Source organism: Mesorhizobium sp. M0060 (assembly GCF_040323155.1).
Taxonomy (GTDB): Bacteria; Pseudomonadota; Alphaproteobacteria; order Rhizobiales; family Rhizobiaceae; genus Mesorhizobium.
In genome coordinates this window covers 1-25173 of record NZ_JAMYUP010000015.1, presented here as the reverse complement: position 1 = coordinate 25173, position 25173 = coordinate 1, and the positions used below count along the sequence as shown (strand labels likewise).

Annotated in this window: 31 protein-coding genes and 3 tRNA genes; 15 read left to right on the top strand and 19 right to left on the bottom strand. The window is 61.5% G+C overall.

Going from position 1 to position 25173, the window contains the following annotated elements:
• Positions 1–25 precede the first annotated feature (25 nt).
• Positions 26–919 (top strand): LysR family transcriptional regulator, encoded by an 894-nt coding sequence (locus NKJ94_RS16525; protein ID WP_352526466.1) that lies wholly within the window; start codon positions 26–28, stop codon positions 917–919.
• Positions 920–1009: 90 nt separating this feature from the next.
• On the opposite strand, the gene NKJ94_RS16520 is transcribed toward NKJ94_RS16525, so the two are convergent.
• The gene (locus NKJ94_RS16520; RefSeq protein ID WP_352526464.1) at positions 1010–2587 is read right to left on the bottom strand and encodes a DEAD/DEAH box helicase; all 1578 of its coding nucleotides are present in this window, start codon (positions 2585–2587) and stop codon (positions 1010–1012) included.
• Positions 2588–2883: 296 nt separating this feature from the next.
• Between NKJ94_RS16520 and NKJ94_RS16515 the strand changes: the two genes are divergently transcribed.
• Positions 2884–3435, top strand: coding sequence for an outer membrane protein (locus NKJ94_RS16515; RefSeq protein WP_352526462.1), 552 nt, complete (start codon positions 2884–2886; stop codon positions 3433–3435).
• Positions 3436–3577: 142 nt separating this feature from the next.
• On the opposite strand, the gene NKJ94_RS16510 is transcribed toward NKJ94_RS16515, so the two are convergent.
• Positions 3578–4351 (bottom strand): NAD kinase, encoded by a 774-nt coding sequence (locus NKJ94_RS16510; protein ID WP_352492517.1) that lies wholly within the window; start codon positions 4349–4351, stop codon positions 3578–3580.
• 279 nt (positions 4352–4630) lie between these two features.
• Between NKJ94_RS16510 and NKJ94_RS16505 the strand changes: the two genes are divergently transcribed.
• Entirely contained in the window at positions 4631–4795 is a 165-nt protein-coding gene (locus NKJ94_RS16505) for a hypothetical protein (RefSeq protein WP_352526460.1), read from the top strand.
• Between the two features lie 73 nt (positions 4796–4868).
• Here NKJ94_RS16505 and NKJ94_RS16500 read toward each other — a convergent pair whose 3' ends face one another.
• The 5 genes from NKJ94_RS16500 to NKJ94_RS16480 are packed head-to-tail and all read right to left on the bottom strand — an operon-like array spanning position 4869 to position 9435.
• A complete protein-coding gene (locus tag NKJ94_RS16500) occupies positions 4869–5627 on the bottom strand; it encodes an MBL fold metallo-hydrolase (RefSeq protein WP_352526458.1) in 759 nt (252 codons plus the stop codon).
• Between the two features lie 2 nt (positions 5628–5629).
• Positions 5630–6694 carry an ABC transporter ATP-binding protein gene (locus NKJ94_RS16495; RefSeq protein WP_352526456.1) on the bottom strand — a complete coding sequence of 355 codons (1065 nt, stop codon included), beginning with the start codon at positions 6692–6694 and terminating at the stop codon, positions 5630–5632.
• Positions 6691–7473: an ABC transporter permease gene (locus NKJ94_RS16490; protein WP_352526455.1), complete on the bottom strand. Its 783-nt coding sequence runs from the start codon at positions 7471–7473 to the stop codon at positions 6691–6693. The genes NKJ94_RS16495 and NKJ94_RS16490 overlap by 4 nt, the downstream gene beginning before the upstream one ends.
• A gap of 2 nt (positions 7474–7475) precedes the next feature.
• Complete coding sequence (locus NKJ94_RS16485; protein ID WP_502896008.1) at positions 7476–8315, bottom strand: ABC transporter permease; 840 nt, start codon at positions 8313–8315, stop codon at positions 7476–7478.
• Positions 8316–8328: 13 nt separating this feature from the next.
• On the bottom strand, positions 8329–9435 hold the full coding sequence (locus NKJ94_RS16480) for a polyamine ABC transporter substrate-binding protein (RefSeq protein WP_352526453.1): 1107 nt from the start codon (positions 9433–9435) through the stop codon (positions 8329–8331).
• A gap of 91 nt (positions 9436–9526) precedes the next feature.
• Between NKJ94_RS16480 and NKJ94_RS16475 the strand changes: the two genes are divergently transcribed.
• Both NKJ94_RS16475 and NKJ94_RS16470 read left to right on the top strand, forming a co-directional pair.
• On the top strand, positions 9527–10141 hold the full coding sequence (locus NKJ94_RS16475; RefSeq protein ID WP_352526451.1) for a TetR/AcrR family transcriptional regulator: 615 nt from the start codon (positions 9527–9529) through the stop codon (positions 10139–10141).
• A gap of 88 nt (positions 10142–10229) precedes the next feature.
• Positions 10230–10796, top strand: a complete 567-nt coding sequence (locus NKJ94_RS16470; RefSeq protein WP_352526449.1) for a DUF2569 family protein — start codon at positions 10230–10232, stop codon at positions 10794–10796.
• 121 nt (positions 10797–10917) lie between these two features.
• Here NKJ94_RS16470 and NKJ94_RS16465 read toward each other — a convergent pair whose 3' ends face one another.
• From NKJ94_RS16465 to NKJ94_RS16450, 4 genes are all read right to left on the bottom strand, one after another.
• On the bottom strand, positions 10918–11118 hold the full coding sequence (locus tag NKJ94_RS16465) for a hypothetical protein (RefSeq protein ID WP_352526447.1): 201 nt from the start codon (positions 11116–11118) through the stop codon (positions 10918–10920).
• A gap of 275 nt (positions 11119–11393) precedes the next feature.
• On the bottom strand, positions 11394–11633 hold the full coding sequence (locus tag NKJ94_RS16460) for a hypothetical protein (RefSeq protein ID WP_352526445.1): 240 nt from the start codon (positions 11631–11633) through the stop codon (positions 11394–11396).
• A 124-nt stretch (positions 11634–11757) separates the two neighbouring features.
• The gene (locus tag NKJ94_RS16455; RefSeq protein WP_352526444.1) at positions 11758–12132 is read right to left on the bottom strand and encodes a YybH family protein; all 375 of its coding nucleotides are present in this window, start codon (positions 12130–12132) and stop codon (positions 11758–11760) included.
• A 143-nt stretch (positions 12133–12275) separates the two neighbouring features.
• Positions 12276–12351, bottom strand: a tRNA-Thr gene (locus NKJ94_RS16450).
• 156 nt (positions 12352–12507) lie between these two features.
• Between NKJ94_RS16450 and NKJ94_RS16445 the strand changes: the two genes are divergently transcribed.
• The 3 genes from NKJ94_RS16445 to NKJ94_RS16435 all read left to right on the top strand — a co-directional run bounded on the left by NKJ94_RS16445 (position 12508) and on the right by NKJ94_RS16435 (position 13964).
• Positions 12508–12675, top strand: a complete 168-nt coding sequence (locus NKJ94_RS16445; RefSeq protein WP_292661863.1) for a hypothetical protein — start codon at positions 12508–12510, stop codon at positions 12673–12675.
• Positions 12676–12872: 197 nt separating this feature from the next.
• Entirely contained in the window at positions 12873–13178 is a 306-nt protein-coding gene (locus tag NKJ94_RS16440) for a BA14K family protein (RefSeq protein ID WP_352526443.1), read from the top strand.
• A 426-nt stretch (positions 13179–13604) separates the two neighbouring features.
• Complete coding sequence (locus NKJ94_RS16435) at positions 13605–13964, top strand: hypothetical protein (RefSeq protein WP_352526442.1); 360 nt, start codon at positions 13605–13607, stop codon at positions 13962–13964.
• Here NKJ94_RS16435 and bhcR read toward each other — a convergent pair whose 3' ends face one another.
• Positions 13965–14786, bottom strand: a complete 822-nt coding sequence (bhcR, locus tag NKJ94_RS16430; protein ID WP_352526441.1) for an HTH-type transcriptional regulator BhcR — start codon at positions 14784–14786, stop codon at positions 13965–13967.
• 203 nt (positions 14787–14989) lie between these two features.
• Here bhcR and gcl point away from each other — a divergent pair, with 203 nt between their 5' ends.
• The 3 genes from gcl to NKJ94_RS16415 all read left to right on the top strand — a co-directional run bounded on the left by gcl (position 14990) and on the right by NKJ94_RS16415 (position 18644).
• The gene (gcl, locus tag NKJ94_RS16425; protein WP_352526439.1) at positions 14990–16771 is read left to right on the top strand and encodes a glyoxylate carboligase; all 1782 of its coding nucleotides are present in this window, start codon (positions 14990–14992) and stop codon (positions 16769–16771) included.
• A gap of 25 nt (positions 16772–16796) precedes the next feature.
• The gene (gene hyi / locus NKJ94_RS16420) at positions 16797–17594 is read left to right on the top strand and encodes a hydroxypyruvate isomerase (protein WP_352526437.1); all 798 of its coding nucleotides are present in this window, start codon (positions 16797–16799) and stop codon (positions 17592–17594) included.
• A gap of 126 nt (positions 17595–17720) precedes the next feature.
• Positions 17721–18644, top strand: coding sequence for a 2-hydroxy-3-oxopropionate reductase (locus tag NKJ94_RS16415; protein WP_502896007.1), 924 nt, complete (start codon positions 17721–17723; stop codon positions 18642–18644).
• On the opposite strand, the gene NKJ94_RS16410 is transcribed toward NKJ94_RS16415, so the two are convergent.
• Complete coding sequence (locus NKJ94_RS16410; protein ID WP_352526435.1) at positions 18641–19057, bottom strand: hypothetical protein; 417 nt, start codon at positions 19055–19057, stop codon at positions 18641–18643. The two genes, NKJ94_RS16415 and NKJ94_RS16410, sit on opposite strands and share 4 nt — an antisense overlap.
• Before the next feature lie 13 nt (positions 19058–19070).
• Entirely contained in the window at positions 19071–19925 is an 855-nt protein-coding gene (locus NKJ94_RS16405; RefSeq protein WP_352526434.1) for a TrmH family RNA methyltransferase, read from the bottom strand.
• Between the two features lie 201 nt (positions 19926–20126).
• Between NKJ94_RS16405 and NKJ94_RS16400 the strand changes: the two genes are divergently transcribed.
• Positions 20127–20211: transfer RNA gene (locus NKJ94_RS16400), tRNA-Tyr, on the top strand.
• A 67-nt stretch (positions 20212–20278) separates the two neighbouring features.
• Positions 20279–20352, top strand: a tRNA-Gly gene (locus NKJ94_RS16395).
• Between the two features lie 79 nt (positions 20353–20431).
• Here NKJ94_RS16395 and NKJ94_RS16390 read toward each other — a convergent pair.
• Positions 20432–20890 carry a YidB family protein gene (locus NKJ94_RS16390; protein ID WP_352526433.1) on the bottom strand — a complete coding sequence of 153 codons (459 nt, stop codon included), beginning with the start codon at positions 20888–20890 and terminating at the stop codon, positions 20432–20434.
• Between the two features lie 160 nt (positions 20891–21050).
• Between NKJ94_RS16390 and NKJ94_RS16385 the strand changes: the two genes are divergently transcribed.
• Positions 21051–21308: a GlsB/YeaQ/YmgE family stress response membrane protein gene (locus NKJ94_RS16385; RefSeq protein WP_352526431.1), complete on the top strand. Its 258-nt coding sequence runs from the start codon at positions 21051–21053 to the stop codon at positions 21306–21308.
• A gap of 49 nt (positions 21309–21357) precedes the next feature.
• Here the strand turns inward: NKJ94_RS16385 and NKJ94_RS16380 are convergent, their stop codons facing one another.
• The 4 genes from NKJ94_RS16380 to NKJ94_RS16365 all read right to left on the bottom strand — a co-directional run bounded on the left by NKJ94_RS16380 (position 21358) and on the right by NKJ94_RS16365 (position 24793).
• Complete coding sequence (locus NKJ94_RS16380) at positions 21358–22017, bottom strand: peptidoglycan recognition protein family protein (protein ID WP_352526429.1); 660 nt, start codon at positions 22015–22017, stop codon at positions 21358–21360.
• Between the two features lie 103 nt (positions 22018–22120).
• Positions 22121–22576, bottom strand: coding sequence for a GFA family protein (locus NKJ94_RS16375; protein WP_352526427.1), 456 nt, complete (start codon positions 22574–22576; stop codon positions 22121–22123).
• A gap of 35 nt (positions 22577–22611) precedes the next feature.
• Complete coding sequence (locus NKJ94_RS16370) at positions 22612–23499, bottom strand: DMT family transporter (protein ID WP_352526425.1); 888 nt, start codon at positions 23497–23499, stop codon at positions 22612–22614.
• Positions 23500–23593: 94 nt separating this feature from the next.
• A complete protein-coding gene (locus tag NKJ94_RS16365) occupies positions 23594–24793 on the bottom strand; it encodes a glycosyltransferase family 87 protein (protein WP_352526423.1) in 1200 nt (399 codons plus the stop codon).
• Positions 24794–25070: 277 nt separating this feature from the next.
• Here NKJ94_RS16365 and NKJ94_RS16360 point away from each other — a divergent pair.
• Positions 25071–25173: GTP-binding protein (locus NKJ94_RS16360; protein ID WP_245464554.1), on the top strand; the 103-nt coding region annotated here is incomplete at its 3' end.

Genomic DNA, 25173 nt, shown 5'->3' with positions numbered 1-25173 from the left:
CCCGATTTTCGGGAGAAACCCTGCGATGAGCCGGATAGACGATTTTGAAGCCTTCATTGCCATTGTCGAGCACGGCAGCTTGACGGCTGCCGCACGGCGGCTGAACCGCTCGCTGCAGTCAGTCAGCCGGTCCTTGGCGACGTTGGAGCATGCTGTCGGGGTTGAGCTTCTGCACAGAACGACGCGCCGCTCGACGCCGAGCGAAGCCGGAGCGGCTTTTTTCCAGCGCATCAAACCCGCCATCGAGGAAATAAACGAAGCCAGGCTTCAGGCGGCCAACCGACGATCGGAGCCGTCAGGCACTCTGCGCGTGAGTGCCCCGGTTCTGTTCGGCCCGGATTTCCTCGTGCCGGTCATCGCCGATTATATGCGGACATATCCCCGGGTTGAGGTTGACCTCCAGCTTTCCGATGAATTTGTCGATCTTGATGCCGAGGGCCTCGATTTGGCAGTCCGGATCGGCAATTTGCCGGATTCCAGTCTGCGGGCGAAGCGGCTGGGAGCGTTGCGGCGCGTCGTGTTCGGCGCGCCTTCCTACTTTCTGCAAAGCGGCCGACCGGCCCATCCGCTTGAATTGCCTGAGCATAATTGCATCGTACGAACCGCTGACGGCCGCCCGGGCAAATGGATGTTTCAGATTGAAGGCAAGCCTCGGCCGGTGAAGGTCGCGGGCACTTTCCGGTCGAATTTGATGATATCGATCTATGCAGCCGCGGTTCACGGATTGGGTCTGGGCTACTCGCCGCTTTGGCAGATAAAACACCTGGTGGACGATGGCCGCCTGGAGCTGGTTCTAACCGAATTCGAGCCGGTGCCGGTGCCGATACACGCCGTCTGGCCGGAAGGCAGATCCTCCTCCGCCAAAGTCCGCGCTTTTCTGGATCTGCTGGCGTCCCGCCTGGAGCTCAAGAACCTTTAGGGCGAAGCGATGCACAGCCCCGGAAATTTGCCCGGAAGGGTGTCATCTGGAAGGAGTTGCGCGTCCGCGCGACGCGCAGGCGTTGCAGTCTCAGACCTTGGCGACGATCCGCATGAAGGCCGGCATGTCGTCGCCGAAGCCGACGGTCGCGTCATTGTCTTCCTGCCGCTGGCGGGCAGGGCGCTCGCGCTGCGGCCTGGTGTCGCCGCGTTCGGGCGCGCGCCGTTCGTTGCGATCGGGCGAAGCCTTGCGCTCGCTGTTTTCGGAGCGGATCGCCTCCTTGCGGGCGTGCCGCTCGCCGGTGTCTGCGACCGCGGCTTCGGCCACGACCGGCTGTTCCTCGCTAACCGCTTCCGGCGCCGCTTCCTCGCTGCGCTTGGCGTGGCGTTCACGCGGCTTGCGCTCGCCCCTGTCCTTAGCGTCGTCCTTGCGCCCGGCGCGGCGTGGCGCGCCGCGGCCACGGCGCGGAGCCTCATCTTCGCCGCCCTCGCTGGCGACGACCGTCGACAGGTCGCCGTCGTGCCACTCGATCTTGGTGCCGATCAGCCGTTCGATGGCGTCGATGTATTTGGTGTCCGACTTGGTCGCGATGGTGAAGGATTTGCCCGAGCGTCCGGCGCGGCCGGTGCGGCCGATGCGGTGGACGTAGTCCTCGGCGTGGATCGGCACGTCGTAATTGAAGACATGGCTGACGTCGGGAATATCGAGGCCGCGCGCCGCGACGTCCGAAGCGACGAGGTAGCGCAGCTTGCCGTCACGGAAATTGGCCAGCATCTGCATGCGCGCGCGCTGGTCCATGTCGCCATGCAGGGCGCCAGCGTCGAAATCATATTTCAGCAACGAGCGGAAAAGCTCCGCCACCTCTACCTTGCGGTTGCAGAAGATGATGGCGTTCTTCAGCTCGGCATCCTCGGCCTTCATCAAATTGCGCAGCGTCTCGCGCTTGTCCCAGGGTTTTGGCCCGGATTTCACCAGCCGCTGAATAATGTTGGTGGCGGCCGACGCAGCCTTCGACACCTCGACGCGCACCGGCGCGTGCAGGAATTTCTCGGTGAGCTTGGTGATTTCGGGCGGCATTGTCGCCGAGAAGAACAGCGTCTGCCTGGTGAACGGGATCATCTCGCAGATACGCTCGATATCGGGGATGAAGCCCATGTCGAGCATGCGGTCGGCCTCGTCGATGACGAGGATCTCGACGCCATTGAGCAGGAGCTTGCCGCGCTCGCGATGGTCGAGCAGGCGGCCTGGCGTCGCGATCAGCACGTCGGCGCCGCGCTCGAGCTTCTTGTCCTGCTCGTCGAAGGACACGCCGCCGATCAGCAGCGCGATGTTGAGCTTGTGGTTCTTGCCGTATCTGACGAAATTCTCTTCGACCTGCGCGGCAAGCTCGCGCGTCGGCTCGAGGATCAGCGTGCGCGGCATGCGGGCGCGGGCACGGCCCTTTTCCAGCCGGGTGAGCATCGGCAGGACGAAGGACGCCGTCTTGCCGGTGCCGGTCTGGGCGATGCCCAAAATATCCTTGCCGAGCAAGGCATGCGGAATGGCGCCCGCCTGGATCGGCGTCGGCTCGGTGTAGCCGGCATCGGTAACTGCGGAAAGGACCTTCGGCGACAGGCCGAGGTCTGCGAAGGTCAACGCTTCTTGAGCGATCTGGGTGTCTGAGGACAAGTTTGGCTGTTCTTTGGCTGGTTCGGGGGCGCAACATAAGCAGTCGCGGCAAGCGCCGCGCGCCTGCAAGATTAGTATTGCAGGTAGGCGCAAGCCCACGATTTGTCAACACAAACGGGCGGCATTGGCGCGATTGTGAAGTCGTAACCTTAATCGCGATGGTTACCGCTCGTCGATGGCCCGCTCTTCAGGAAGGCGACATTCTCGCACCAGCGCAGGTGTTGCAGATCAGCAACGCCAGGGTGCATTCATTCTGACCACACCCCAAAGTCTCCGCTGCGTTTCTGGCAGCGGCCTTGACTCCGGCGATCGCGGCCGATGTCGTGGAATTGCCGGTCGCATCAACGTATAACTGGACGGGCCTCTATCTAGGCGCACATGTCGGCGGTGGCAGCAGCAAAGTAGACTGGGAATATACTGTTGGCGGGACGGCTGATCATGATGGCAGCGGCGCCCTGGGCGGCGTCCAGGCCGGTTACAATTTCCAGAGCGGAAATATAGTCTATGGCGTCGAGGCGGACATCTCCGCCGCCCACATCGATGGGGGCACGGCCTGTCCGAACGCCGCTTTCTCTTGCGATTCCGATGTAAAGATGCTCGGATCGCTGCGTGGCCGAATTGGCTATGCGATGGATAGGCTGCTGATCTACGGTACCGGCGGTCTCGGCTTCGGCACTGTTGAGATTAGCACAAGCGGTCCGATCGGGACCAACGGCACCTCGAAAACCAGAGCAGGCTGGACCCTGGGCGGGCCTGGAATATGCCTTTACCGATCACTGGTCGCTCAAGGGCGAATACAAATATTTCCGATCTGGGCAAGGGCGATTATACTGTCGACACCGGCCTGAATGTCGAAGCAAAGGTCCGCATACACACCGGAGTCATCGGCTTGAATTACAAGTTCTGATCGCAACGATCGGCCGCCGCAACAGTCTTGTGTTGTCAAATAGGAACCCGGCCTCGTGCCGGGTTTTTATTTGCACGGTCTGTTCAATACCTGAACTGTTCGGCGAGAATGCGCTCGTTCCACGAATGGTTGGGATCAAACAGCAGCGTCGCCGTCGCCGTCGGCGATTCCCTCACCGTGACCGTCGTCACCGCCTTGACCTCGGTGTGGTCGGCGGCGGCATTCACCGGCCGCTTTTCCGGCTCCAGAATGTCGAAACGCACGATCGCCTTGTTGGAGAGCAGCGCGCCGCGCCAGCGGCGCGGACGAAACGGGCTGACCGGGGTCAGCGCCAACAGCGGAGCGTCGAGCGGCAGGATCGGCCCGTGCGCGGACAGATTATACGCGGTCGAGCCGGCCGGCGTCGCGATCATCACCCCGTCGCAATGCAATTCCTCCAGCCGCTCTTGCCCATCCACGGTGATGCGGATCTTGGCGGTCTGATAGGATTGGCGCCAAAGTGCGACCTCGTTGATCGCCAGCGCCGAAATCGTCTCGCCCTCCGCCGTCACCGCCTGCATCTCCAGCGGGCGGATCGTTTCGGCGACGGCAGCCGCGATGCGCCCCGTCAAACCGCTGGCGCGGTATTCGTTCATCAGGAAACCGATGGTGCCACGGTTCATGCCGTAGACCTTCTTTCCCGTGCTCATCGTCTCGCGCAGGGTCTGCAGCAGAAAGCCGTCGCCACCGAGCGCCACGACGATCCCGGCATCTTCGACGGATGCTTGGCCGTAGCGTGCCGAAAGGCTTTCCAGCGCCGCGTTGGCGTCGGCGGTGCCGGATGAGACGAAGGCGAAACGGCTGGCGGTTTTGCTCATGGCTCTCAACGACAACCGATTGGCGACGACCGATTGGAGACCGGTTGGCGGCGACCGGTTGCTGGGCCGCGCCAGCGCCGGGTTAGCATGGGCGGGCATTTCTGCAAAGGGAGGGAGGTGCCTTGCGATGGCGGCCAAACAAGGCGCACTCGCGGATCGTGTCGCGGGACGAAGGAATGTGATGGTTAAGACCGCGCTTAAGCTCTCGTAAAGCCGGATCGATCATGTTAGCCGGCAGTGGATGGGCGGCGTGGGGGCTAACCAGTCGAGGCCGATCTATTGCCGCTGGCACGCCTGATTATCGTCTTCCTGATGCTGGCAAGTTTTGCCCTGGCTTTCGCCGAACTGGTGCGCCAGTCGGAGGAAAAGAGTTTTAGACCGCAGCCCACGGCTTCACGCTGCGGCGACGCGGCGGGAACACCCTGTCCGCAAAGGGCGCTTTGATCGCCTGCGGCGAAACGTGCCTCTACAATCATGAAACAGTGCGGAGGCCGACGACGGGCTGCGCCCTGATAGGTTATCGGCCAAGCAGGTGGCAGCCGGCCTGTCGCTTTTGCGCGAGATACTCATCGATGAGTTGGCGGTAGCGCACCTTGCCGAAGCTCGGGAAATGGCCGCCATGCACGACCGAGACATCGAGGTCGCGCATGCGCAGCAGTGTTGCGACATAATCGTCGACAAGCGAATGATAGACATCGTCGATCAGCGGGCCGTCATAGATGATGTCGCCGGAAAGCAGAATGCCGGTTTTCTTCTCGTAGAGCGCGATGCCGCCAGGTGAATGGCCCGGCGTGTGGATCACCTCGAAGGCACGGTCGCCGAGATCGACGATGTCGCCTTGCTCGAGCAGCCGGCCGGCCGGCGCCGGCAGGATCTGGTAACGCGCCGCATCCCAGCCCTCAGGCATGCCGTCGAACATCGCGTCGGTCGCGTAACGATCGGCGACCGTCCATTCATTGCGCGGGTCGGCCAGGATTTCGGCTTCGGCCGGGTGCACGCAGCGGTTCGGAAATTCGTGATGGCAGCCGATATGGTCGAAATGCGTGTGGCTCGCCACGCAAACGGGCTTGCGCTCTGTTACCAGCGGCACGTGGCGCCGCAAGCTGAAATGACCGAGGCCGGTGTCGAACAGCAGATCGCGATCGCGACCGTGCACATGCCAGATGTTGCAGCGGAAGAACGGCTTGATCCATGGCTCGTGGATCAGCGTCACACCATCGCCCATGCGGATGGTTTCGTACCAGTTGGGAGCGTCGATGATTGGAAGCGTGCTCATGTTCAGTCTGTGAGGAGGATGATGTCGCCAGCATCGCACGATACGGCGACCACGTCGCCCGGCTGGACGGCCGATGCGGAGGCGACCTTGGCAATGAGGCTCAGCGCCGGGTCGGTCGTGGACGCCCCCAGCACGCGCTTGAAGCTACCCTGGAAGACCACGTCGCTCACCTTGGCCGTGCCGAGCGCCACGGCGCCGCCGGTCGCGCCGAGGACAAGATGCTCAGGCCGGACGGCCAAAGCAATCTTCGAGCCCGCCGGGATTGTGCCGGGCAGCGATAGTGGTCCAAGCTTCGTTGCGACGGTGTTCCTACCGTTCTTCGTCTCGGTCACCGTTCCCGATATCAGCGTGCTTTCGCCCATGAAGGTCGCGGAAAAACGCGTTGCCGGCCGCGCATAGACGCGTTCGGGTGGTCCTTCATCCTCGATCCGCCCGTCATTCATCACCACGCAATGGTCGGCCAGCGCCATCGCTTCTTCCTGGTCGTGGGTGACATGGATGAAGGCGGTGCCGACGCGTTTCTGGATCGCCTTCAATTCGTCCTGCATCTGTCGGCGTAATTTGAGGTCGAGCGCGCCGAGCGGTTCGTCGAGCAACAGCACCGCGGGCTCGACCACCAGCGCGCGGGCCAATGCGACGCGCTGCCGCTGACCACCGGAAAGCTGGTGCGGCTTCTTGTCGAAGGCGGTGGCGAGCCCGACCAGCGCCAGCGCCTCGCGCGCCCTTGCTGCCCGGGTTGCGCCATCGACACCCTGCATGCGCAGACCGAAGCCGACATTGCCGCCGACGCTCATATGCGGGAACAGCGCATAATCCTGGAACACCGTCGTCGTCGGGCGCTTCGCCGGCGGTACGGCGGTGCAGTCCTCACCGCGGATCAGCACCTTGCCTTCGCTCGGCGTGACGAAGCCGCCGAGAATGGAAAGCAGCGTCGTCTTGCCGGAGCCGGAAGGCCCGAGCAGGATGGTGTAACTGCCCGGCTCGATCGTTAGCGAGACGTTCTTCAGCACGGTGTGCTGGCCGAAGCGATGCGAGACAGAGCTTATATCGACCAGTGGCGCGGTCATGCCGGCTTCCTCCGCAACAGCATCAGCTCGAACAATACCACCAGCACGATGGAAACGGCGAAGACCAGCGAGCCGACGGCGTTGGTCTTGGGATTGAGGCCGGAGCGGAGAAGATTCCAAATCTCGACCGGCAGCGTCGTGTCGAAGCGCGTCAAAAGGAACGAGATCACGAACTCGTCCCAGGAGAAGGTCATCGACAGGAAGAAACCGGCGAAGATGGCGGGCGCCATCACCGGTACTGTGATCAGCAGCAGCACCTTCCATTCGGGTGCGCCGAGGTCGCGCGCGGCGCGCTCGATGTTGATCTGGTGGTCGCCCATCTGGCTGTAGATGATGGCAAAGCAGAGCGGCAGGTTGATCACGACATGGCCGATGCCGGCGGCAAGTAGAGACTTCGGTATGCCGGCCCAGTTGAACAGCACCAGCAGCCCCATGCCGATGATGAGATAGCTGACCGTCAGCGGCAGCGTGATCAGCCCGCGCATCAGGCCCGAGCCCGGCAGGATGAAGCGTGCAAAACCCCAGGCGGAGAGGAAGCCGAGCGTGACGGCGACAGCCGAGGAGAGGACCGCAACCAGCAGCGAGTTGACCAGCGCTGAGGTGAGCCGCGTGTCGGCGAGCACGGCATCGTACCAGCGCAGCGACGGTCCGGTGAAGGGCGGGATCGGAAACGAGGTCGCCTGCAGCGAAAACAGCACCAGCACCACCACCGGCAGGAAGATGAAGCCATAGATGGCTATGGCGTAGAGGGCGGAGACGACGCGGATGAGCGCGCGCATGGTCAGGCTCGCTCGATCTTCAGCCAGCGGGCGCAGGCGAGATAGGCGATGGTGACGACCGCCATCAGGATGATCGACAGCGCCGAGGCGAGCGGAAAGTCGCCGCGCCGGCCGATCTGCATCATCACCAGTTGCGGCATCAAGAGCTCGTTGTTGCCGCCGAGGATCTGCGGCGTGATGTAGTCGCCGATGCAGAGCACGAAGGTGAGGAAGGCGCCGACCATGATGCCAGGGAGCGTCAGCGGCAGAACGACATGCAGGAAAGTCCGAACCGGCCCGGCGCCGAGGTCGGCTGCGGCCTTGCGGTAGCTGGGACTCAGCTGTTTCAGATTGGCGAAGATCGTCAGCGTCAACAGCATAACGAAGAAATGCACGAAGCCGGTGACGGTGGCTAATCGCGTATTGGCGAGTTGCAGCGGCTCACCGAACAGGCCGGAGCCGGTCAGCGCGCGGTTGACGACGCCGTTCTGCGCCAGCACCAGCAGCCACGAATAGGAGCGCACGACGTAGGAGGTCCAGAACGGCAGCACCGCCAGCATCAGCGCCAGCCGCTGCCAGCGTTCCGGCACCTGTTCGGCGAGGATCCAGGCGAAGGGATAGGCGAGCAGCACCGAGATCATTGTGACGATGGCCGTGACCTGCAGCGAGTTCACCATCGCCTGCCAATAGGACGGATTGGCAAAGAACTGGCTGTAGTTGGACAGTGTGAAGCCGCCGCCTTCATGCGCCGTCAGGCTGGATACCGCCATGGCGACGAAGGGCAGCACGAAGAACAGCAACGTCCAGCCGAGCGCCGGCGTGACCAGCGCCCAGGGCAGGGAGCTCTTTGCGGCAGCGCTCACGGCCGGCAGCCGGTCATTGCGCCTGCAGCATTTCGGTCCAGACGTCCTGCATCTTCTTGTCGAGATCGGCGTTCGGCGCCGGATAGGACTGCGCGCGGGCGAGGAATTCCGGCTGCTCGTCGAAGCGCAGGATCTTCTTCTGCTCGTCGTTCAGCGCCGCCTTGGTGTTGGCCGGCATGCCCCAATAGCAGGACGAGGTGGCGAGCCGCGCCTGGCCTTCGGGGCTCATAATGTACTGGATGAATTTAAGCGCCAGCTCCTTGTTCTTGGAATCCTTGAACATTGCCAGCGACTGCGACCAGAGCACAGCGCCCTCCCTGGGGATCGAGAAGTCCAGCGCAGGATTTTCCTTGGCCAGCCCCGCCGTCACCCATTCGCCGCCGCCGACCAGAATGTCGACCTCGCCGGTCGCCAGCGCCGTCTGGCTGGCGGTCACTTCGCCGACCAGCTTGGCATTGGCCTTCATCTTTAACAGCACGTCCTTGATGGCGGGAAGATCGGCCTCGGTCAGCTCGGCCGTCTTCTTGCCGATCGCCAGTGCGGCCATGCCGATGACCGGCAGGTAATAGTCGTAGATGGCGATCTTGCCCTTGTATTTATCGCCGGTCAGCGCGGCCATCGACTGCATGTCGGCCGGATCGACCTTGGTCTTGTTGTAGCCGATCGTGTTGTAGCCGAACTTTTCGGTGATGCCGTAGCGCTTGCCGTCGACGACGGTGGAACTGTCCATCTTCACTTGCGGGAAGAGGTCGGACAGCGGCAGCTTGTCTTCCGGCAGCGGTTCGAACAGGCCTTTTTCGACGCCGCGCGGTATGTCGATGCTGTCGATCACCATCACGTCCCAGTCGCCGGGCTGCGACTGCTCGACGATAGCCAGGCCAGCGCCGGTCCCTTCGAACTCCTTGACATTGACCTTGACGCCATTCGCCTCTTCGAAAGGCTGCAACAGAGCCGGATCGGCGTGATCGCACCAGATCAGCGCGTTGAGATCGGCAGCCTGAGCGAGGCTGCCCGTCGCCAGCAGCAGTGCTGTCGCAGCACAGGCGGCATGGAGACGGCTCTTCAGAGCGGAAAGCGGGTTCGCGATAGTTGGATACGGAGTCTTCAGATTGATGGACATCGAGTGTTCTCCCTTGCCTTTTTGGCTTGTGGGAAAAAATTGAACCAATTCTAAAATTGAGTCAATTCCGATTTTGTGGCAAACAGCCGATATGAGCGGATTGCGGGCAAGGCAGAAGGCGGATCGGCACCGCCGCATCATCGAGGCGGCGGCGGAGCTTTTCCGCGATGCCGGCTATGAGGGCGCCAAGATCGAGACGATTGCCGCGCAGGCCGAGGTGTCGGTCGGCACGATCTACAATTATTACCAGAACAAGGGCGACATCCTCGGCGCCATCGTTTCGATGGAAGTCAACGAGGTGCTCAATGCCGGGCGCGGGGTCGTCGCCAACCCGCCGGCCAATGTCGGCGACGCGCTGGATACGCTGCTCGGCATCTATATCGAGCATTCGCTGCACTACCTCAGCAAGGAGATGTGGCGACAGGCGATGGCGATCTCGACGCAATTGCCCGACAGCCCGTTCGGCCAGGCCTATAGCGCGCTCGACCGCGCGCTGATCGAGCAGATCCGCGCCCTGATCGCGAGGCTGCAGGCGCTCGGTCTGGCGCGCCGCGACATCGACGGGCCGGCGCTCGGCGAACTCATCTTCAACAACATGAACATGATGTTCATCGAGTTCGTGAAGCGCGAGGAGGCGAGGATTGCCGAGCTGCGCGCCGCGATTAGGAGGCAGAACCGGATATTAGTAGCGGCAATTGCGGCTTGACCGCAAACGTTCGCCGGGACAACATACCACCTTGAGTAAACCTAAAAAGATGGTACAACCATAACCTGCATTGGGGAGGGAGGGGTAAATGGGTTTCTCGGTCTGGCACTGGGTAATATTGATTTTGCTGATTGGAGTGCCTGTCTTTGTCGCTGTCCGGTCTGCGACAAAGCCCTCACAGAATCCAACGGGGCTTGTGGGGATTGGAGGCTGGCTAATGCTGCTTGCGATCGTTCAGGCCTTGTCCTCGCTGCATACGCTCGCCGTATTGGGTTCGTCGAGTGACGGCTACCGACAACTCATGACGCTGCCAAACGGCGCATTGGCGGCTTACGGCGAGATTGCCCTGTTGCTGGCGTTTCTGGTGCTCCAGCTAGTTGTGTTCGTTGCCATGCTGCGGCGGAGTTATCGCTTCAAACAGCTGTTCCTGTACCAGTGGCTTGCAATACCAATCGTGTTTATTCTGGACACGATGTGGATCTCGGCGGTTATGGGCGCCCCTGTGAGCCTGGTGCTTGCGGGAGATGCGCTGGTATTGCCCATAGTCACTTTCGTGCTGACAGGCATTTGGGTCGCCTACGTCTACAAGTCAGTGAGGGTGAGGAACACGTTCACCAAGGCGGGCGCATCTGGCCAAGTCGCGAGTGCGTTGTAGATCGTCGGCTTGAAACCTGGCTGCCCGAGTAATCGTTGGCGGCTCATGAAGCAGTTCTCGCGGCGGGCTTCCCACCGCACAGGCATGGAAACAAGCGCTAAAGCGCGTCGCAGAAGGCCGTTCAGGCGCGAGGCGCTTTAGGTGACCGTGCACGCGGGAACGGCACGATGGTCAGTGGCGCCTTCTGGAATTCCGCGATGGCTATTTCTTCAATCAGCGCGTCGAGTGCCTCGTTGACGCGTCGGCTGGTTTCGTCCGCACCGCAGAGGCGGTTTTGTGCGCACTCCAAAAGCTCGCGCGCTGCGGCGAAATCACTTCGCATGACATCACCCTCTGGTTTTGGCCCGCCGCACGGGCATTGTCGGCGCGCTTAATTGAGCGAGTGCTAATATAAGAAGGGACAATTTAATCGAATGGTATTAGATCGCCGGGGCCGGAAGAGGGGGCCGAAATAACGGCTCTGTAACGGCGAGACACGCCCGGGCTCGGCGTCTCCTGGTATGAGATGCCGAAGCGCTATCTGGTGCCAGACTATGCCAGCAATTTCACGGAAAGTTTCTGGTCATCCCGACGAGGACGGTCCCGACACATACGCCCCTAATACGATCTTGGGCGGCTTAGAAATTCTCTGGCGGCAGCAATCTGGCGTCGGTGCTCGCGGAGAAAGGCCGCGCCGAAACAAATGGCAAAGGCCAGTACTGAAAGGCTTGTCGTTGCTCTTGATGTTGGATCGGGATCGGGACTTGTCAGGAAACGGAAACCGAACGCGAAGGCAAAGACGATAAGGCCACCAAACATGCCGTTGATGAAGGGGGCGGTCGTGCGTTTCTGCTCCAACGGAAACTCCCATGGTTTCCGATGCAGTTATATGCGTTTGAATTGATGTGCCAACGATCCTTATGGCCCGACCCTGTGGAAATCGGGGATGACCAGATATCGACCTTCGACGAATGGACCGGTCTCAGTCCTCTGTATGAGGGTCGTTGCTGTTCAGGCTGCACATGCGGATCAACCATTTTCCGTCTGCCCGGCGCTCAAAAACGTCGAGTGATGTGCCGTCTCCCGTGGCTTGGCCTTCGGAATAAGCGGCCAGACACCAGGCTAGATCACCTGAACTGCCCGCCTTTAGGACCGTGAGTCGTTTGTCGGTGCCCGCACCTCCAGTCCAAATGCGATGAAGCGCCTCTATCGCGGCACGGCCGCAGGCGGGAGGCGCATAGGGCGAGTACAATTCCCCATCAAGCGCAAACATAGCCGCGCAAGCGGTGGCGTCGCCAACGCGATAGGCGGCGGCGTAGGTTTCCCAAAAGTTTTGCAATTCATCGTGGATCGACATGGCACTTCCTTTGGGGCGACATCTTCCTTGGCCGTGGGCTCCTGGATAACGAGGCGGACTACAGAATTGCTTTGAGGCCGTGGCCAAGCGTCCATACCTGGACGGTACCCCATTGGTCAGTCGCCGGTAAGTGTTTTGAGCGCTGGTGCCCCCGGACGGAATCGAACCGCCGACCTTCGGTTTACAAAACCGCTGCTCTACCAGCTGAGCTACAAGGGCACGGCGCTCCGGTAGCATATCTGCTGCGCCAGTAAAGACAAAACTCCGTTTTTCGGTTCCGGCGAACGCGCCGGTTCTACCGCCAAGGCGTCCTGAAAACGGCCAATTCGCTTCCTATATTGATCGAAGGTGCAATCGCATCAGCGAGGCTGTCGCATGATCAGGTTTGTCATCATTCTCCCGCTCGTCGTCGTGGCCTGGGTTCTCTTGGTGAAGCTCGTCAAGGATCTGAAGCGCGCCAATATCGACTGGACCGGCGTCACCACCATCATCGGCTTCATCGCGCTCGCCTTCTGGCTGCGCCACATCACCGGCATGGGCTGAGGCCTGCCGATTGTTCTGGCGAGCTGCCGACCGGCTCGATCATCCGTGGTCGCACGGCTGACCGCCACCTTGCTTCGACCAAGCGATTTCCTCGTTCGGGAAAAATCCAAAAGGCCTTCGAACCTTTTTCCTTGTCGCAACGACTGATGGTCAAGAGGCGGATGGATCGCCTCTCACAACGCAGCAAGGAGATCATCATGTTCAAGCGCACCATCGTTTCGGGCCTCGTCGCCACCACTGTCGCCGCCGCCATGCTGGCCGGCACCGTTCAGCCTTCGGCTGCCCATCACAAGCACTACAACAAGCATCTCGGCATCGGCATTGCCGCAGGTGTCGGCGGCTTCCTGCTCGGCAGCGCGCTCGCCCAGCCGCGCACTGTCTACATCGAGGAAGACGGCGGCTCATGGCACGTCCGGCGCTGTTTCAATCGCTACCAGAGCTACGAACCCTACTCCGACACCTATGTCGGCTATGACGGTTATCGCCATCGCTGCCGGCTTTGAGAGCCATTATTGCCAGCTTGAGAAGAGGTGAACCGTTTCAGGCAACCGAAAGAAGGGGCACCCACTGCCCCTTTTTCTTTTGTCTGAGTGGCAGGGCAGAGGGGCTGTCCCTCCGACCTCTTAGGACTTGGGTTCCTCGCTCACCGCGAAGCGGGGGAGAGGTGGCCGCGAAGCGTCCGGAGAGGGGCTTCGTAGAGCGCGGTTCCCCTCTCCGTCTCGGCTTCGCCGAGCCACCTCTCCCCACTTTCATGGGGCGAGGAACCCAAGCTGGAATGAGGCCGCGCTCCGTCACCCTCTGTCCTGCCGGACATCGCCCACTCACGGGGAGATCGGATGCCGCTTCGGCCTTCGCCAACGCTCTTGCCGATGTACAGGGATTTCCCAACAGCCTAATCTGCACCCGATGCCGAAACAGGGAGAGGGCGCTTGGGCGAGCATGATCCGAACGAAGAGCCGATCGAGACGGTTTTCCGTAACGGCACAATAACCACCGTCGGCATCCTGCTGGCGTTCTCGCTGGGCTTCATCACGCATTGGGCCGCCAACCCGATACCATGGCAAACCTACCATCTGCTCGCCGTGCTACCGATCCTGATCGGCATCGGGCTGCAGATGCGGGCGCTGGCGATGCTGCTCGACACAAAGTCCCTGCAGCGGCGCGTCTACGAGCGTGCCAGCCGCTTCTTTATGACCGGCCTCATTTTCACGGGATGTGGCGTGGGGCTGGCGATCCTGCTCGATTTCTTCGAAATATCGACAAAAAGCGCGCTGCCCGGAGCCGCGTGATCAGCCCGCCTTCAGCCCGCCGATCATCCTCGTCACTTCCGCCGCCGCGTCGCGCACCAACGGGCCGATCTCGGCCAACCGTTCCGGGGTTACCCGCACCGTCGGACCGGATACCGAAACGCCGCCGATCGGCTCGCCGAACTCGTTGAAGATGGCCGCGGCGACGCAGCGCATGCCCGGATGCCGCTCCTCGTCGTCTACCGACCAGCCGCGCAGCTTGATCGTCACCAGATCGCGGGCGAGCGCCGAGATATCAGACAGCGTGTTTTCGGTGAAGCGCTCCAGCCCGGCCCGGCGCAGGATGGTGGCGACGCGCTCCGGCTCGAGATGCGCCAGCACCGCCTTGCCGATGCCCGACGCGTGGAAGGAGCTGCGCGTGCCCGGCCGGAAGAAGGCGCGGATCGCCTGATGCGTCTCGACCTGGCTGACGAAGACGACGCAATCGTCCTCCGCGACGCCGAGATTGGCGGTCTCGCCGGTCTTCTCCATCAGCTCCTGCATGACGATGCGGGCGCGGTCGACCAGCTTGCGGCGGCGCAGGAACGCCGCGCCCATGCGATAGGTCTCGACGCCGATCGACCACAGCTGGTCGGTACCGTCGAACTCGACCATGCCGTGGTTTTCCAGCGTCGTCAGCATGCGATAGGCGGTGGACGCCGGTACACCGGAACTGGCGGCGATCTCGCTCAGCGACAGGCCGCTGCCGTCGGCGACGATGGCCAGGATGCGCAGTGCCCGATCGAGCGACTGCACCGAAGCGGCCTCGGACGGCCCATTGAAGGAGCGCGGCCGCCCGCGCTGGCGTTTTTCAGTCGTTTCCATCGCGCCATTCTTGCCGATTTCGCCAAATAGGCAATGAAAAAGTTTTTCACCGGGTTGCGCAGCCCAGTCTATGGAAAACAGAAAGCACAATGAAATCAGCCAACAGCAAGGGTTTCTTAAAAACGAAAAAATATTTTGAAAAAATTGAAAAATAGTCGGCGCACTGGCATTCTGCGGTCATCAACAATCTCGTGGAGGCTGACATGACCAGGATGCGCGCGGTCGACGCAGCAGTTCTCGTTCTCGAAAAAGAAGGCATCTCCTGCGCCTTCGGCGTGCCGGGTGCTGCCATCAATCCGTTCTATTCGGCGCTGAAGGCGAGGGGCACGATCCGCCACATTCTTGCTCGTCACGTCGAGGCGGCCTCGCATATGGCCGAAGGTTTTACCCGCGCCAGATCGGGCAATATCGGCCTTTGCATCGGCACGTCGGGCCCGGCCGGCACCGATATGATCACCGGGCTCTATTCGGCCGCGGCCGATTCCATCCCGATCCTCTGCATCACCGGCCAGGCACCGCGGGCGCGTCTCAACAAGGAGGATTTCCAGGCCGTCGACATCGCGGCGATCGCGGCACCCGTCGGCAAATGGGCGGTCACCGTCATGGAACCCTATCTGGTGCCGATGGCGCTGCAGAAAGCTTTCCACCTGATGCGCTCGTCGCGGCCGGGACCGGTGCTGATCGATCTGCCGGTCGACGTGCAATTGGCCGAGATCGAGTTCGACATCGATGCCTATGAGCCGCTGGTGCCGTTCAAGCCGGCAATGTCGCGCAGCCAGGCGGAGAAGGCGCTGAAGATGCTCGACGTGGCGGAAAAGCCTGTCATCGTCGCCGGCGGCGGCATCATCAATGCCGACGCGTCGGACCTGCTGATAGAGTTCGCCGAAGTCACCGGTGTGCCGGTCATTCCGACGCTGATGGGCTGGGGCGCGATCCCCGACGACCACCGGCTGATGGCCGGCATGTGCGGGCTGCAGACCTCGCATCGCTACGGCAATGCGACGATGCTCGAAGCCGATTTCGTTTTCGGCATCGGCAACCGCTGGGCCAACCGCCACACCGGTTCGGTCGACGTCTACACCAAGGGCAAGAAATTTATCCACGTCGACATCGAACCCACTCAAATCGGCCGTGTCTTCGCGCCGGATCTCGGTGTCGTCTCGGATGCCGGTGCGGCGCTGAAAATGCTGCTCGACGTCGCCACGGAATGGAAGACGGCCGGGAAATTGCGCGACTGGTCCGGCTGGGCCGGCGAATGCCGCCAGCGCAAGAAGACGATGAAGCGCAAGACGCATTTCGACCAGGTGCCGCTGAAGCCGCAGCGCGTCTATGAGGAGATGAACAAGGCGTTCGGCCGCGACACCACCTATGTCGCCACGATCGGCCTGTCGCAGATCGCCGGTGCGCAATTCCTGCATGTCTATAAGCCGCGCAACTGGATCAATTGCGGCCAGGCCGGCCCGCTCGGCTGGACGCTGCCGGCAGCACTTGGCGTTCGCGCCGCCGATCCACACCGCAACATTGTAGCACTTTCCGGCGACTATGATTTCCAGTTCATGATCGAGGAACTGGCGGCCGGCGCGCAGCACAGATTGCCCTACATCCATGTCGTGGTGAACAATGCCTATCTCGGCCTTATCCGCCAGGCGCAGCGCGGCTTTTCGATGGACTTCGAGGTCAGCCTCGCCTTCGAGAACGTCAATCGACAGGGCGATCCCGAGGCTGGCTACGGTGTCGACCACATCGCTGTCGCCGAGGCGATGGGCTGCAAGGCGGTCAGGGTGCGCCGGCCGGAGGAATTCGCCGGTGCCTTCAAGGAGGCGCAGCGCCTGATGAAAGAGCACCAGGTTCCGGTGGTGCTCGAATTCATTCTCGAGCGCGTCACCAACATTTCGATGGGCACGGAAATCGACAAGATAACCGAATTCGAAGAGCTTGCCGAACATCACGAAGACGCCCCCACCGCGATCGTCATGCTCGACTAAAATCATTTTATAAGGAACAGCTGCCATGCCACGGTTTTCAGCCAACCTTTCGATGCTCTTTCCCGAGCACGATTTCCTCGACCGTTTCGATGCCGCCGCTCGCGCCGGCTTCAAGGGCGTCGAATATATCGGTCCCTATGACCATGCGCCGGATGTAGTCGCGGCGAGACTCAAGAAGAACGGCCTGACGCAGGTGCTGTTCAACCTGCCTGCCGGCGACTGGGCCAAGGGCGAGCGCGGCATCGCGATCCTGCCGGACCGAATCCCGGAGTTCCGGCAAGGTGTTGCCAAAGCGATCACCTATGCCCATGCGCTGGGCTGCGACCAGGTCAACTGCCTGGCCGGCATTGCGCCGCGAGGCATCGAACGGAGCTTGCTGGAAGACGTCTTCGCCGAGAACCTGGCTTTCGCGGCGGAAAAGCTGGAGCAGGCCGGCATCAGGTTGCTGATCGAACCGATCAACACCCATGATATTCCGGGCTTCTTCCTGAATTATTCGGACCAGGCCCTGGCGCTGATCGACCGCGTCGGCTCGAAGAACCTGTTCCTGCAATACGACATCTATCACATGCAGATCATGGAGGGGGATCTCGCCCGTACCATAGAGGCAAACCTCAACCGCATCGCCCATATCCAGCTTGCGGACAATCCCGGCCGTCATGAGCCGGGGACGGGCGAGATCAATTTTCCCTTCCTGTACGACCACATCGACAGGATCGGCTATTCCGGCTGGGTCGGGGCGGAATATAAGCCGAAGGCCGGCACGGAGGCCGGGCTGGGTTGGTTGCGGGAGTTGGCCGGGCAGGGAAGTGCGGCGGCGTAGCGGGCAAGACAGGCCCCCTCATCCGGCCGCTGCGCGGCCACCTTCTCCCCGCTGGGGAGAAGAGGCTGGCACCGGCGTTCGCGACCTCTTCTCCCCTTGGGGAGAAGGTGGCCGCGCAGCGGCCGGATGAGGGGGCACCTCAGACAATCATTCGGGAGAACAACAATGGAAACCATCGGCTTCATCGGGTTGGGCATCATGGGCGCGCCGATGGCGGGGCATCTGCTCGATGCCGGCTATCAAGTCGTCGCCAGCGACCATCGCTCGAAGCCGCCGGCCGATCTCGTCGCCAAAGGCCTGAAGACCGTCACCGGCCACAGCGCCGTCGCCCGTGCCGCCGACATCGTCATCACCATGGTGCCCGACACGCCGCAGGTCGCCGATGTGCTGTTCGGCGAGAATGGCGTCGCGTCAGGGCTGACAAAAGGCAGACTGGTCATCGACATGAGCTCGATCTCGCCGATCGAGACCAAGCTTTTCGCCAAAAAGATCAACGATCTCGGCTGCGACTATCTCGACGCGCCGGTGTCGGGCGGCGAGGTCGGCGCCAAGGCGGCATCGCTGACCATCATGGTCGGCGGCGAGGAAAGGCCCTTCGAACGCGCCAGGCCTATCTTCGGGAAGCTGGGCAAGAACATCACGCTGGTCGGACCGAACGGCGTCGGCCAAACCACCAAGGTCGCCAACCAGATTGTCGTCGCGCTGACCATCGAGGCCGTCGCCGAAGCGCTTGTTTTCGCTTCGAAAGCCGGCGCCGATCCGGCCAAGGTCAGGCAGGCGCTGATGGGCGGGCTGGCCGCCTCGCGCATTCTGGAAGTGCATGGCGAGCGCATGATCAAGCGCAGCTTCGCGCCCGGCTTCCGCATCGAACTCCACCAGAAGGATCTCAACTTGGCGCTGGAAGGCGCGAAGGCACTTGGGGTATCGTTGCCGAATACCTCAAACACGCAACAATTGTTCAACTCCTGTGCCGCCAACGGCGGCGCTAAGGAAGATCACTCGGCGCTCGTCAGGGCTTTGGAAAGAATGGCGAACTTCCAGATTGGTTAGAGAGTTTGCTGGCTGCTGCCAGTCAATTTGAACTTACCGATATTGGCAGCTATCTGCTCAAGGGCTGGGACAAGCGTGCCGTTCTCGAACGCTTTGCCAAGAGCTCCGTCAACCCACCTTTCATCGGCCAAGTTGCTGGCGACCCGATAATGGATCTCTGTGACGTCCATGGAGGTCAGGGCTTCGGCGTTCTCCGGCAACCAACTCTCCGGGCCGGCGTTGACGTCGAGAAATTTTCCAAAATCGGCTGGATTCTCAAGGCCGTAGACAAGCTGCAATATGTCATCTCTAACGGCGTGGTAGCGGTCGTTCGCCTCGTCGTAGAACTCCGATGGAGTGAGTGTTCTTAATGTGCCGATTGTACTCGCGAGAAGCGCGAGCCATTCTCCCTGGTTTGAGAACGCTTTGAACATACCGATCGCTCGATCAATCCGCCGAAAGAAATTTCCTCGCCGCATAAAGCGCCACCGCCGCGGCGTTCGACACGTTGAGCGAGCGGATGGCGCCGGGCATGTCGAGCCGGGCGAGTGTCGTCACCGTCTCGCGCGTCTTCTGGCGCAGGCCCTTGCCCTCGGCGCCGAGTACCAGAGCGATCTTGTCGCCGGCAAAGCTGTTTTCGAGTTCCGCCGGTCCATCCGAATCCAGCCCGATGGTCTGAAAGCCGGCCTCGTGCAGCTGGCCGAGCGCATCGGCGAGGTTCTTCACCTCGATCTGATCGATATGCTCCAGCGCGCCGGAGGCCGATTTCGCCAGCACACCGGACTCATGCGGGCTGTGGCGCGCTGTGGTGATCAGCGCGCCGGCGCCGAAAGCCACGGCCGAGCGCAGGATCGCGCCGACATTGTGCGGATCGGTGATCTGATCGAGCACCAGCACCAGCCTGGTGTCGCCGAGCGCATCGAGCCGCTTGGGTTTCAGCGGCTCGGCCTCGATCAGCACGCCCTGATGCACGGCATCCGAGCCGGTGACCTTGTCGATGTCCTTCGGCTCGACCAGCTCCGCCTTGAAGGGCAAAGCGGCAAGATCGGCGATTGCCAGGCGCTCGGCAGCGTTGCGCGTCACCAGCATTTTTTTGATCTTGCGGCGCGGATTGTCGAGCGCCGCCCGCACCGTGTGCAGCCCGTAGAGCCGCACCAGCCCATCCGCGGCGGTCTCGCCGGGCGGCAGCGGCTGGCGTGGCCTGAACGCCGGCGCGCCGCCGCTCTTCTCGTCGCGATGCGCACGGCGCAGCTTGGCGTAGTGGGTGTCTTTCGGGGTCTTCGGTTTGTTGTCGTTGCTCATGGCCGGTTCTATAGCCGTGTCGTCCGGCCATGGATACAGCCGTACAAGCTGCTTGTCAGGCGAGGTGTGAAATTCAGCGCTTTTTGCCGGGATGTTGCGGTTGACAGTTTTGGGCGCTGCCGCCATAAGGCGCTTCGCGGAAGGGCTGCTCAGGCAGCCGCAACGCGTCGATGCCTCGTTGCATGGCTCCGGCGGCAGACTGGAGAGGTGCCCGAGTGGTTAAAGGGGACGGACTGTAAATCCGTTGGCTATGCCTACGTTGGTTCAAATCCAACCCTCTCCACCACTGCCGGCCCGGAAGCCCTGAAACGCAGAGCGAGCGTCGGAGCGGATCCGATGCTTAACTGAAAGGCGCGGGTATAGCTCAGTGGTAGAGCAGCAGCCTTCCAAGCTGAATATGCGGGTTCGATTCCCGCTACCCGCTCCAGATTTCCAAGAGATCAAATGATTCCAAGAGATCAAGTGGAGCGCCGTGCGTTCCGAGAACGTGCAGCGCTCCGACTGCCTTAGCTGTTGAACAGCGACGCGACCTGGTGCTGCGGCGGCACTTGCCCGTTCGGCGTCAGCCTGTCGACGATGCCGGGCAAAGCCGCCGACAATTGCTTGAGCAGCTCCTGCTGATCGAGGCCGGTCCTTTGCGCGATCTCCTGGATGACCTGCGGCCCGATCGCATTGCCCAGATCGCCGGGGTTGATCGGCTGGTTCTGCCCGGTGCCGACCCACGAATTGGCGACGTTGCTGTGGCCTGCATCTTTCAATCTGTCGAGCAGGCCGCCCAGTCCGCCGAGCAGGCCGCCATCGGCGGATGCGGTTGTATCGGGCGGGACAGGCGCAGGGATTTGTGCCTGCTCAGGCTGGTCGGCGCTTCTGCCGCTCAGCAATTTTCCGACAAGAAGCGCGCCGAGCGCGATCATCAGCGGCTTGGTAACGTTGCCGCCGGGAACGGCATTGTCAAACAGTCCCATTGTGGATCTCCATGTCAAATTGCCCGTCCGTCCTCGACAATGACGCATCCATGGCGAATTTCAAGCCGGTTTGAGCTTTCCGTAATCATGAATTTCAAGTTGGCTTGAGCTTTGCTTAATGATGTGGAAGTAATCGGGGCGCGGGGAACGGAGAGGAAAAATGTCAATATTAAGCTGGATTATTCTCGGCGTCATAGCCGGCTTCATAGGCAGCAAGATCGTCAATAAAACTGGTCAGGGCCTGGTGCTCGATATCGTGCTCGGAATCGTCGGCGCCATTGTCGGCGGACTGATCTTCAGTGCGTTTGGCGCGTCAGGTGTTACCGGCCTCAACATCTATAGCCTGCTTGTCGCTGTGCTGGGATCGGTGATCGTTCTGTGGGCCTATCACCAGTTCACCGGCAACCGGACTCTTTAGAAACCGACAGATCGGCAGTTGCGTCGGCATTCACCCGAATGCCGACCGCCTATCTGATCCTCTTGAGGATTTCGCGGACCAGCGTGTTGAGGCCGGCTTCCAGCCCCCTCACCATGATCGGCCACAATTCCTCAAGCAAACGCTGCCATATGGCATCGCGTCCAATCCTCACTGGCAGATTTGGCATCGAGCCCATTGCCGCCGTCACGTCCTGGCGCAGCCGGTCGCCGCAGGCGCTTGCGCCGCTGATCGCCGGATCGAAGGGCAGCCGGGTGAAATCCCATTTTCCGCGTTGCTCGATGCGCAGTTTGCTTTCGACCTCGGCATGCGAGAGCACCGTTTTGGGCGTGACCTTGATGCGGTAATATTTGCAGAGTTCGGCGACGACCGCAGTCATCGCGTCCCACTGCGTCCTCGTCATCGGATAGCGGCCGGCATCGAACGGCCTTTCCTCCGCCCCGGCCATGCAGCAGAGCGAAACCCCGATCGAGCCGCGGTTGCAGTTGAGCGTGTGAGCGGCATATCCCGGTTTTACCCGACCCGAATTGAGCCCGATCGAAGGCCGACCCCTGACCAGATGGCCATTCCCCTCGACGAGAATGTGATACGCATCCTTGTCGGTATCACCGGCCGAATGCGAGCCCGCCGTCCAATGGCAAATGACGCGCCTCATCGCAACATTGGGCAACCAGTCGGGCGGCAATGCCACAGAAATCCCCGCGACACAGTTCAGTGATGGAGCACAGTATAGGTTCTTTGGCGGCGGACGCGAAAACGAAACGATAATTTGGTTGAGCGTTTCTAACGGTCAGCTATTCGCTGGCATCTCCGGCGACCACGTGTTCTTGATATTGCGGCAGATCGTCGGTGATGGTGAACCACTTCGCCTTCGAGCCGACAAAGATGTGCTGCGTCGGGCGGATAGTCGGCTCATCGACGAGGGTTCCCATGGCGACATGCACGAAGGCACCGTCGCGGACCACCGAATAGAGCAACGAGCCGCAGGTCCTGCAATGCGCGTCATGGCCGGTTTCGTCGCCGAAGCTCGTGAGATTGTCCTCGCCCCTGGTCAGGCTCAGCCTGTCGCGCTCGATGCCGGCGAACGGCTTGAACGCCGAACCGGTGGTGCGCCGGCAGTTCGAGCAGTGGCAGTTCGCGGCATAGATGAACGCGTCCGCCACCGCATACTGAACGGCGCCGCACAAGCATTTTCCGGCGAGCGTGCGGTTGGTTGCATTTTGGTTGTTTTCGTTGTCCGGGCTTGCCATGCGCTTCTCCGATTGTCCCTGCGCCGTTTTCCGCTCTAGGCGACGACGGTCAACCGGCGCTTGCGCTCGTCGAGCGAGACGATGGTCAACCCGCTGGCCACCACCAGCAGGATGCCACAGATGGCCAGCGCATTCGGGAGCTGCCTGAATACAACCAGCCCTGAAATCACCGCCCAGACGGTGAAGCAATAGTAGAACGGCGCCACCACGCTGGTCGGCCCGACGCGATAGGCCATGAAGATGAAAAAGTGGCCGAAGATCAGGAACAGTCCGGCCCCCGCCATCAGCAGCAGGTGACGGGTTTCAGGCACCACCCAATGCTCGGAAACCAAATGCGCAACGCCGGCGCCGGTCAGCACCGCAACCACCGCGGAAATGGCGACGACCATCCCCGGCACGTCGGCGGCGACCTTGCGTCCCGCCAGATCGCGCGCGGCGGACAGAGCGGCGTTGCCTAGCGCCAGCAGGGCGTAGACCGAAATCCCTTGCATCGTCGGTTGTGCTACCATCACCGCGCCGATGAAACCGAGGCCGATCAGCGCCAAACGCAGCCCGCCGATCCGTTCGCCAAACAGGATCGAGGAGCCGACCAGCATCAGCAAGGGCGTGATCTGCCCGAGCGCGGTCGAATCGGCGATCTGCATGTTGGCAAGCGCCACCACGTAGCAAAGGATAGCACCCAGTTCGAGCAGGTTCCTGCGCAACACCTTCGCGTCGAGGATCAGGGGGATCTGCTTGCCATAGCCCAGCATGAACAGCAGCGGAATGCCCCACAATGTTGCGGCAGCCCCGCGCAGGAACAGCACCTCGTAGGGCGGCAGTCCCGCGGTTGCGAGTTTCATCATCGTGTCGTTCACGATGTAGGACCCGGTCGAAACGACCATGAACAGCGGGCCTCGGATGGCAGTCGGGATGAAATGCATCGGCCCACGAAATCAGACCGGCCCCACAGCGGCAATGGGCCAGCGGCAAGCGAACGGATTTCCAACGGCAAGCGAACGGATTTATGACTTCAATTCACGCTGAGCGCTCCAGCTGCGAAGCCAAGGGTGTCGGGCGAGGAAAAGCCTGCCATGCGCGGCCGACCACCAGGCCCAACACAAGCAGCGCCGAGAGAAAGGCGGTGGCCAGGTGTTCCGAGGGGCCGGAGACGAGCAGAATGCCGGCAGCGATCACGACAGCGCTTTCTTTCGCCGAAAATCCTGATTTTCCCAGAAACGCCAGCGGGATGGCGAGCGCCACGAAATCATAGATGAAGGCGTAGGGCGAAGCGAGAATCGTCGCCGTCGCGAGCGCTGCTGCCTTGACGTCGAACGCCGCCTTTTGACGCCATATCCAAATGATGCCGGCGCTCAGAACTGCGATGAGCAAGCCCTGCGCGGTCCATGCGAGCGTCCAACTCCACCCAAGCGCACGGACAAAACCGTAGAGGCTTTGAAGCTTGGAAAAGTCAGCCCTGCCATCGACGAGAATGGTGCTGTTGACCTTGGCGGCGGTGTCGAGGAAATCGGACCAAATCTCGGTGCCGAAGAGGGCGATGGAAAGCACGATCATGACGGTGGTGGAAACAGCGGCCCAACCGATGACTCGCCAAAAGCCTCCAGCGATAAGGGCAAGTGGGATCATCAGACCGAATTGCGGCTTGTAGGTGAGCAGGCCGAAGCAGAGGCCGGCGAGCGCGGGGCGTTTTTCGATCGAGGCGATGGCTGCGCCAAGCAAGGCAGCGGTGATGAAGCCGTTTTGGCCGACCGCGGTATTCCAAAGCACGGGGGGCCAGGCCATGGCTGCCAGAATCGCAACGCGCGTGCCCCCGATCAGCCGTATGGCGGCGGTGTAGAGCGTTATCCCGATCGACATCCATGAAACCAATGCAGCGGGATAGGATAGCAACGCCAATGCGGCGGTCACGATCAGGAAAGTCGGAGGATACTGCCATGAAAAATAGCCGTCGAAGGTAGCACCGCTTTCGGCGGTCGAGATGCTTTTGTGCAGGTCCCAATTATAGGCATCGGCGGCATGGCCTTGCAGGACAAGCTTGCCAGCCCCCCAGAATGCGATGAAGTCGGTCGCCAGGGGCTGCCCGTTTTCGTCGAACAGCCAGTTGCCGATCAATATCGAAATGCCAAGCACGCAGATGTAAGTGCAGATCAAGCCGCATATGGCCAGATAGATCAGACGGTGCAGGTTTTGTCCTGTCGTGATGGTGGCAGTCCGCATGACGCTCATTTACCCGCAAGTGCCCAGGCGCCATTTTGCCCCAGTGTCATTAAGAGAGTGTCATTAAAGATTTGTGGTGCGACTGGCCTTGGGTCGTGCCCGTCTTACATTTCCGTCCTGCCATTCCCATATCCCCGCCACATCCCCGAAATCGGATCATGGGTTCGAATCGAGTAAGCCGCGCTCAGCCACAAGGCACTTGTGTTTTTCGGCCTTAGTCGGTAATCGCCCCGCATTCGACTGAACTGAAGGTCCAGGCCGTCCAAGGAAAGAGACTATGGCAAAAGGTAAATTCGAGCGCACTAAGCCTCATGTGAACATTGGCACGATTGGTCACGTTGACCATGGCAAGACGTCGCTGACGGCGGCGATCACCAAGT

Coding starts and splice junctions, on each gene's coding strand:
- NKJ94_RS16415 (WP_502896007.1), top strand. CDS start 17,721: ATGAGGGGGCACCTCAGACAATCATTCGGGAGAACAACAATGGAAACC.
- NKJ94_RS16365 (WP_352526423.1), bottom strand. CDS start 24,793: ATGCGGACTGCCACCATCACGACAGGACAAAACCTGCACCGTCTGATC.
- hyi (WP_352526437.1), top strand. CDS start 16,797: ATGCCACGGTTTTCAGCCAACCTTTCGATGCTCTTTCCCGAGCACGAT.
- NKJ94_RS16465 (WP_352526447.1), bottom strand. CDS start 11,118: ATGCGAAGTGATTTCGCCGCAGCGCGCGAGCTTTTGGAGTGCGCACAA.
- NKJ94_RS16390 (WP_352526433.1), bottom strand. CDS start 20,890: ATGGGACTGTTTGACAATGCCGTTCCCGGCGGCAACGTTACCAAGCCG.
- NKJ94_RS16385 (WP_352526431.1), top strand. CDS start 21,051: ATGTCAATATTAAGCTGGATTATTCTCGGCGTCATAGCCGGCTTCATA.
- NKJ94_RS16510 (WP_352492517.1), bottom strand. CDS start 4,351: ATGAGCAAAACCGCCAGCCGTTTCGCCTTCGTCTCATCCGGCACCGCC.
- NKJ94_RS16370 (WP_352526425.1), bottom strand. CDS start 23,499: ATGCATTTCATCCCGACTGCCATCCGAGGCCCGCTGTTCATGGTCGTT.
- NKJ94_RS16490 (WP_352526455.1), bottom strand. CDS start 7,473: ATGCGCGCGCTCATCCGCGTCGTCTCCGCCCTCTACGCCATAGCCATC.
- NKJ94_RS16470 (WP_352526449.1), top strand. CDS start 10,230: ATGGGTTTCTCGGTCTGGCACTGGGTAATATTGATTTTGCTGATTGGA.
- NKJ94_RS16445 (WP_292661863.1), top strand. CDS start 12,508: ATGATCAGGTTTGTCATCATTCTCCCGCTCGTCGTCGTGGCCTGGGTT.
- NKJ94_RS16410 (WP_352526435.1), bottom strand. CDS start 19,057: ATGTTCAAAGCGTTCTCAAACCAGGGAGAATGGCTCGCGCTTCTCGCG.
- NKJ94_RS16525 (WP_352526466.1), top strand. CDS start 26: ATGAGCCGGATAGACGATTTTGAAGCCTTCATTGCCATTGTCGAGCAC.
- NKJ94_RS16475 (WP_352526451.1), top strand. CDS start 9,527: ATGAGCGGATTGCGGGCAAGGCAGAAGGCGGATCGGCACCGCCGCATC.
- NKJ94_RS16440 (WP_352526443.1), top strand. CDS start 12,873: ATGTTCAAGCGCACCATCGTTTCGGGCCTCGTCGCCACCACTGTCGCC.
- NKJ94_RS16480 (WP_352526453.1), bottom strand. CDS start 9,435: ATGTCCATCAATCTGAAGACTCCGTATCCAACTATCGCGAACCCGCTT.
- NKJ94_RS16495 (WP_352526456.1), bottom strand. CDS start 6,694: ATGACCGCGCCACTGGTCGATATAAGCTCTGTCTCGCATCGCTTCGGC.
- NKJ94_RS16405 (WP_352526434.1), bottom strand. CDS start 19,925: ATGAGCAACGACAACAAACCGAAGACCCCGAAAGACACCCACTACGCC.
- NKJ94_RS16455 (WP_352526444.1), bottom strand. CDS start 12,132: ATGTCGATCCACGATGAATTGCAAAACTTTTGGGAAACCTACGCCGCC.
- NKJ94_RS16375 (WP_352526427.1), bottom strand. CDS start 22,576: ATGGCAAGCCCGGACAACGAAAACAACCAAAATGCAACCAACCGCACG.
- bhcR (WP_352526441.1), bottom strand. CDS start 14,786: ATGGAAACGACTGAAAAACGCCAGCGCGGGCGGCCGCGCTCCTTCAAT.
- NKJ94_RS16500 (WP_352526458.1), bottom strand. CDS start 5,627: ATGAGCACGCTTCCAATCATCGACGCTCCCAACTGGTACGAAACCATC.
- gcl (WP_352526439.1), top strand. CDS start 14,990: ATGACCAGGATGCGCGCGGTCGACGCAGCAGTTCTCGTTCTCGAAAAA.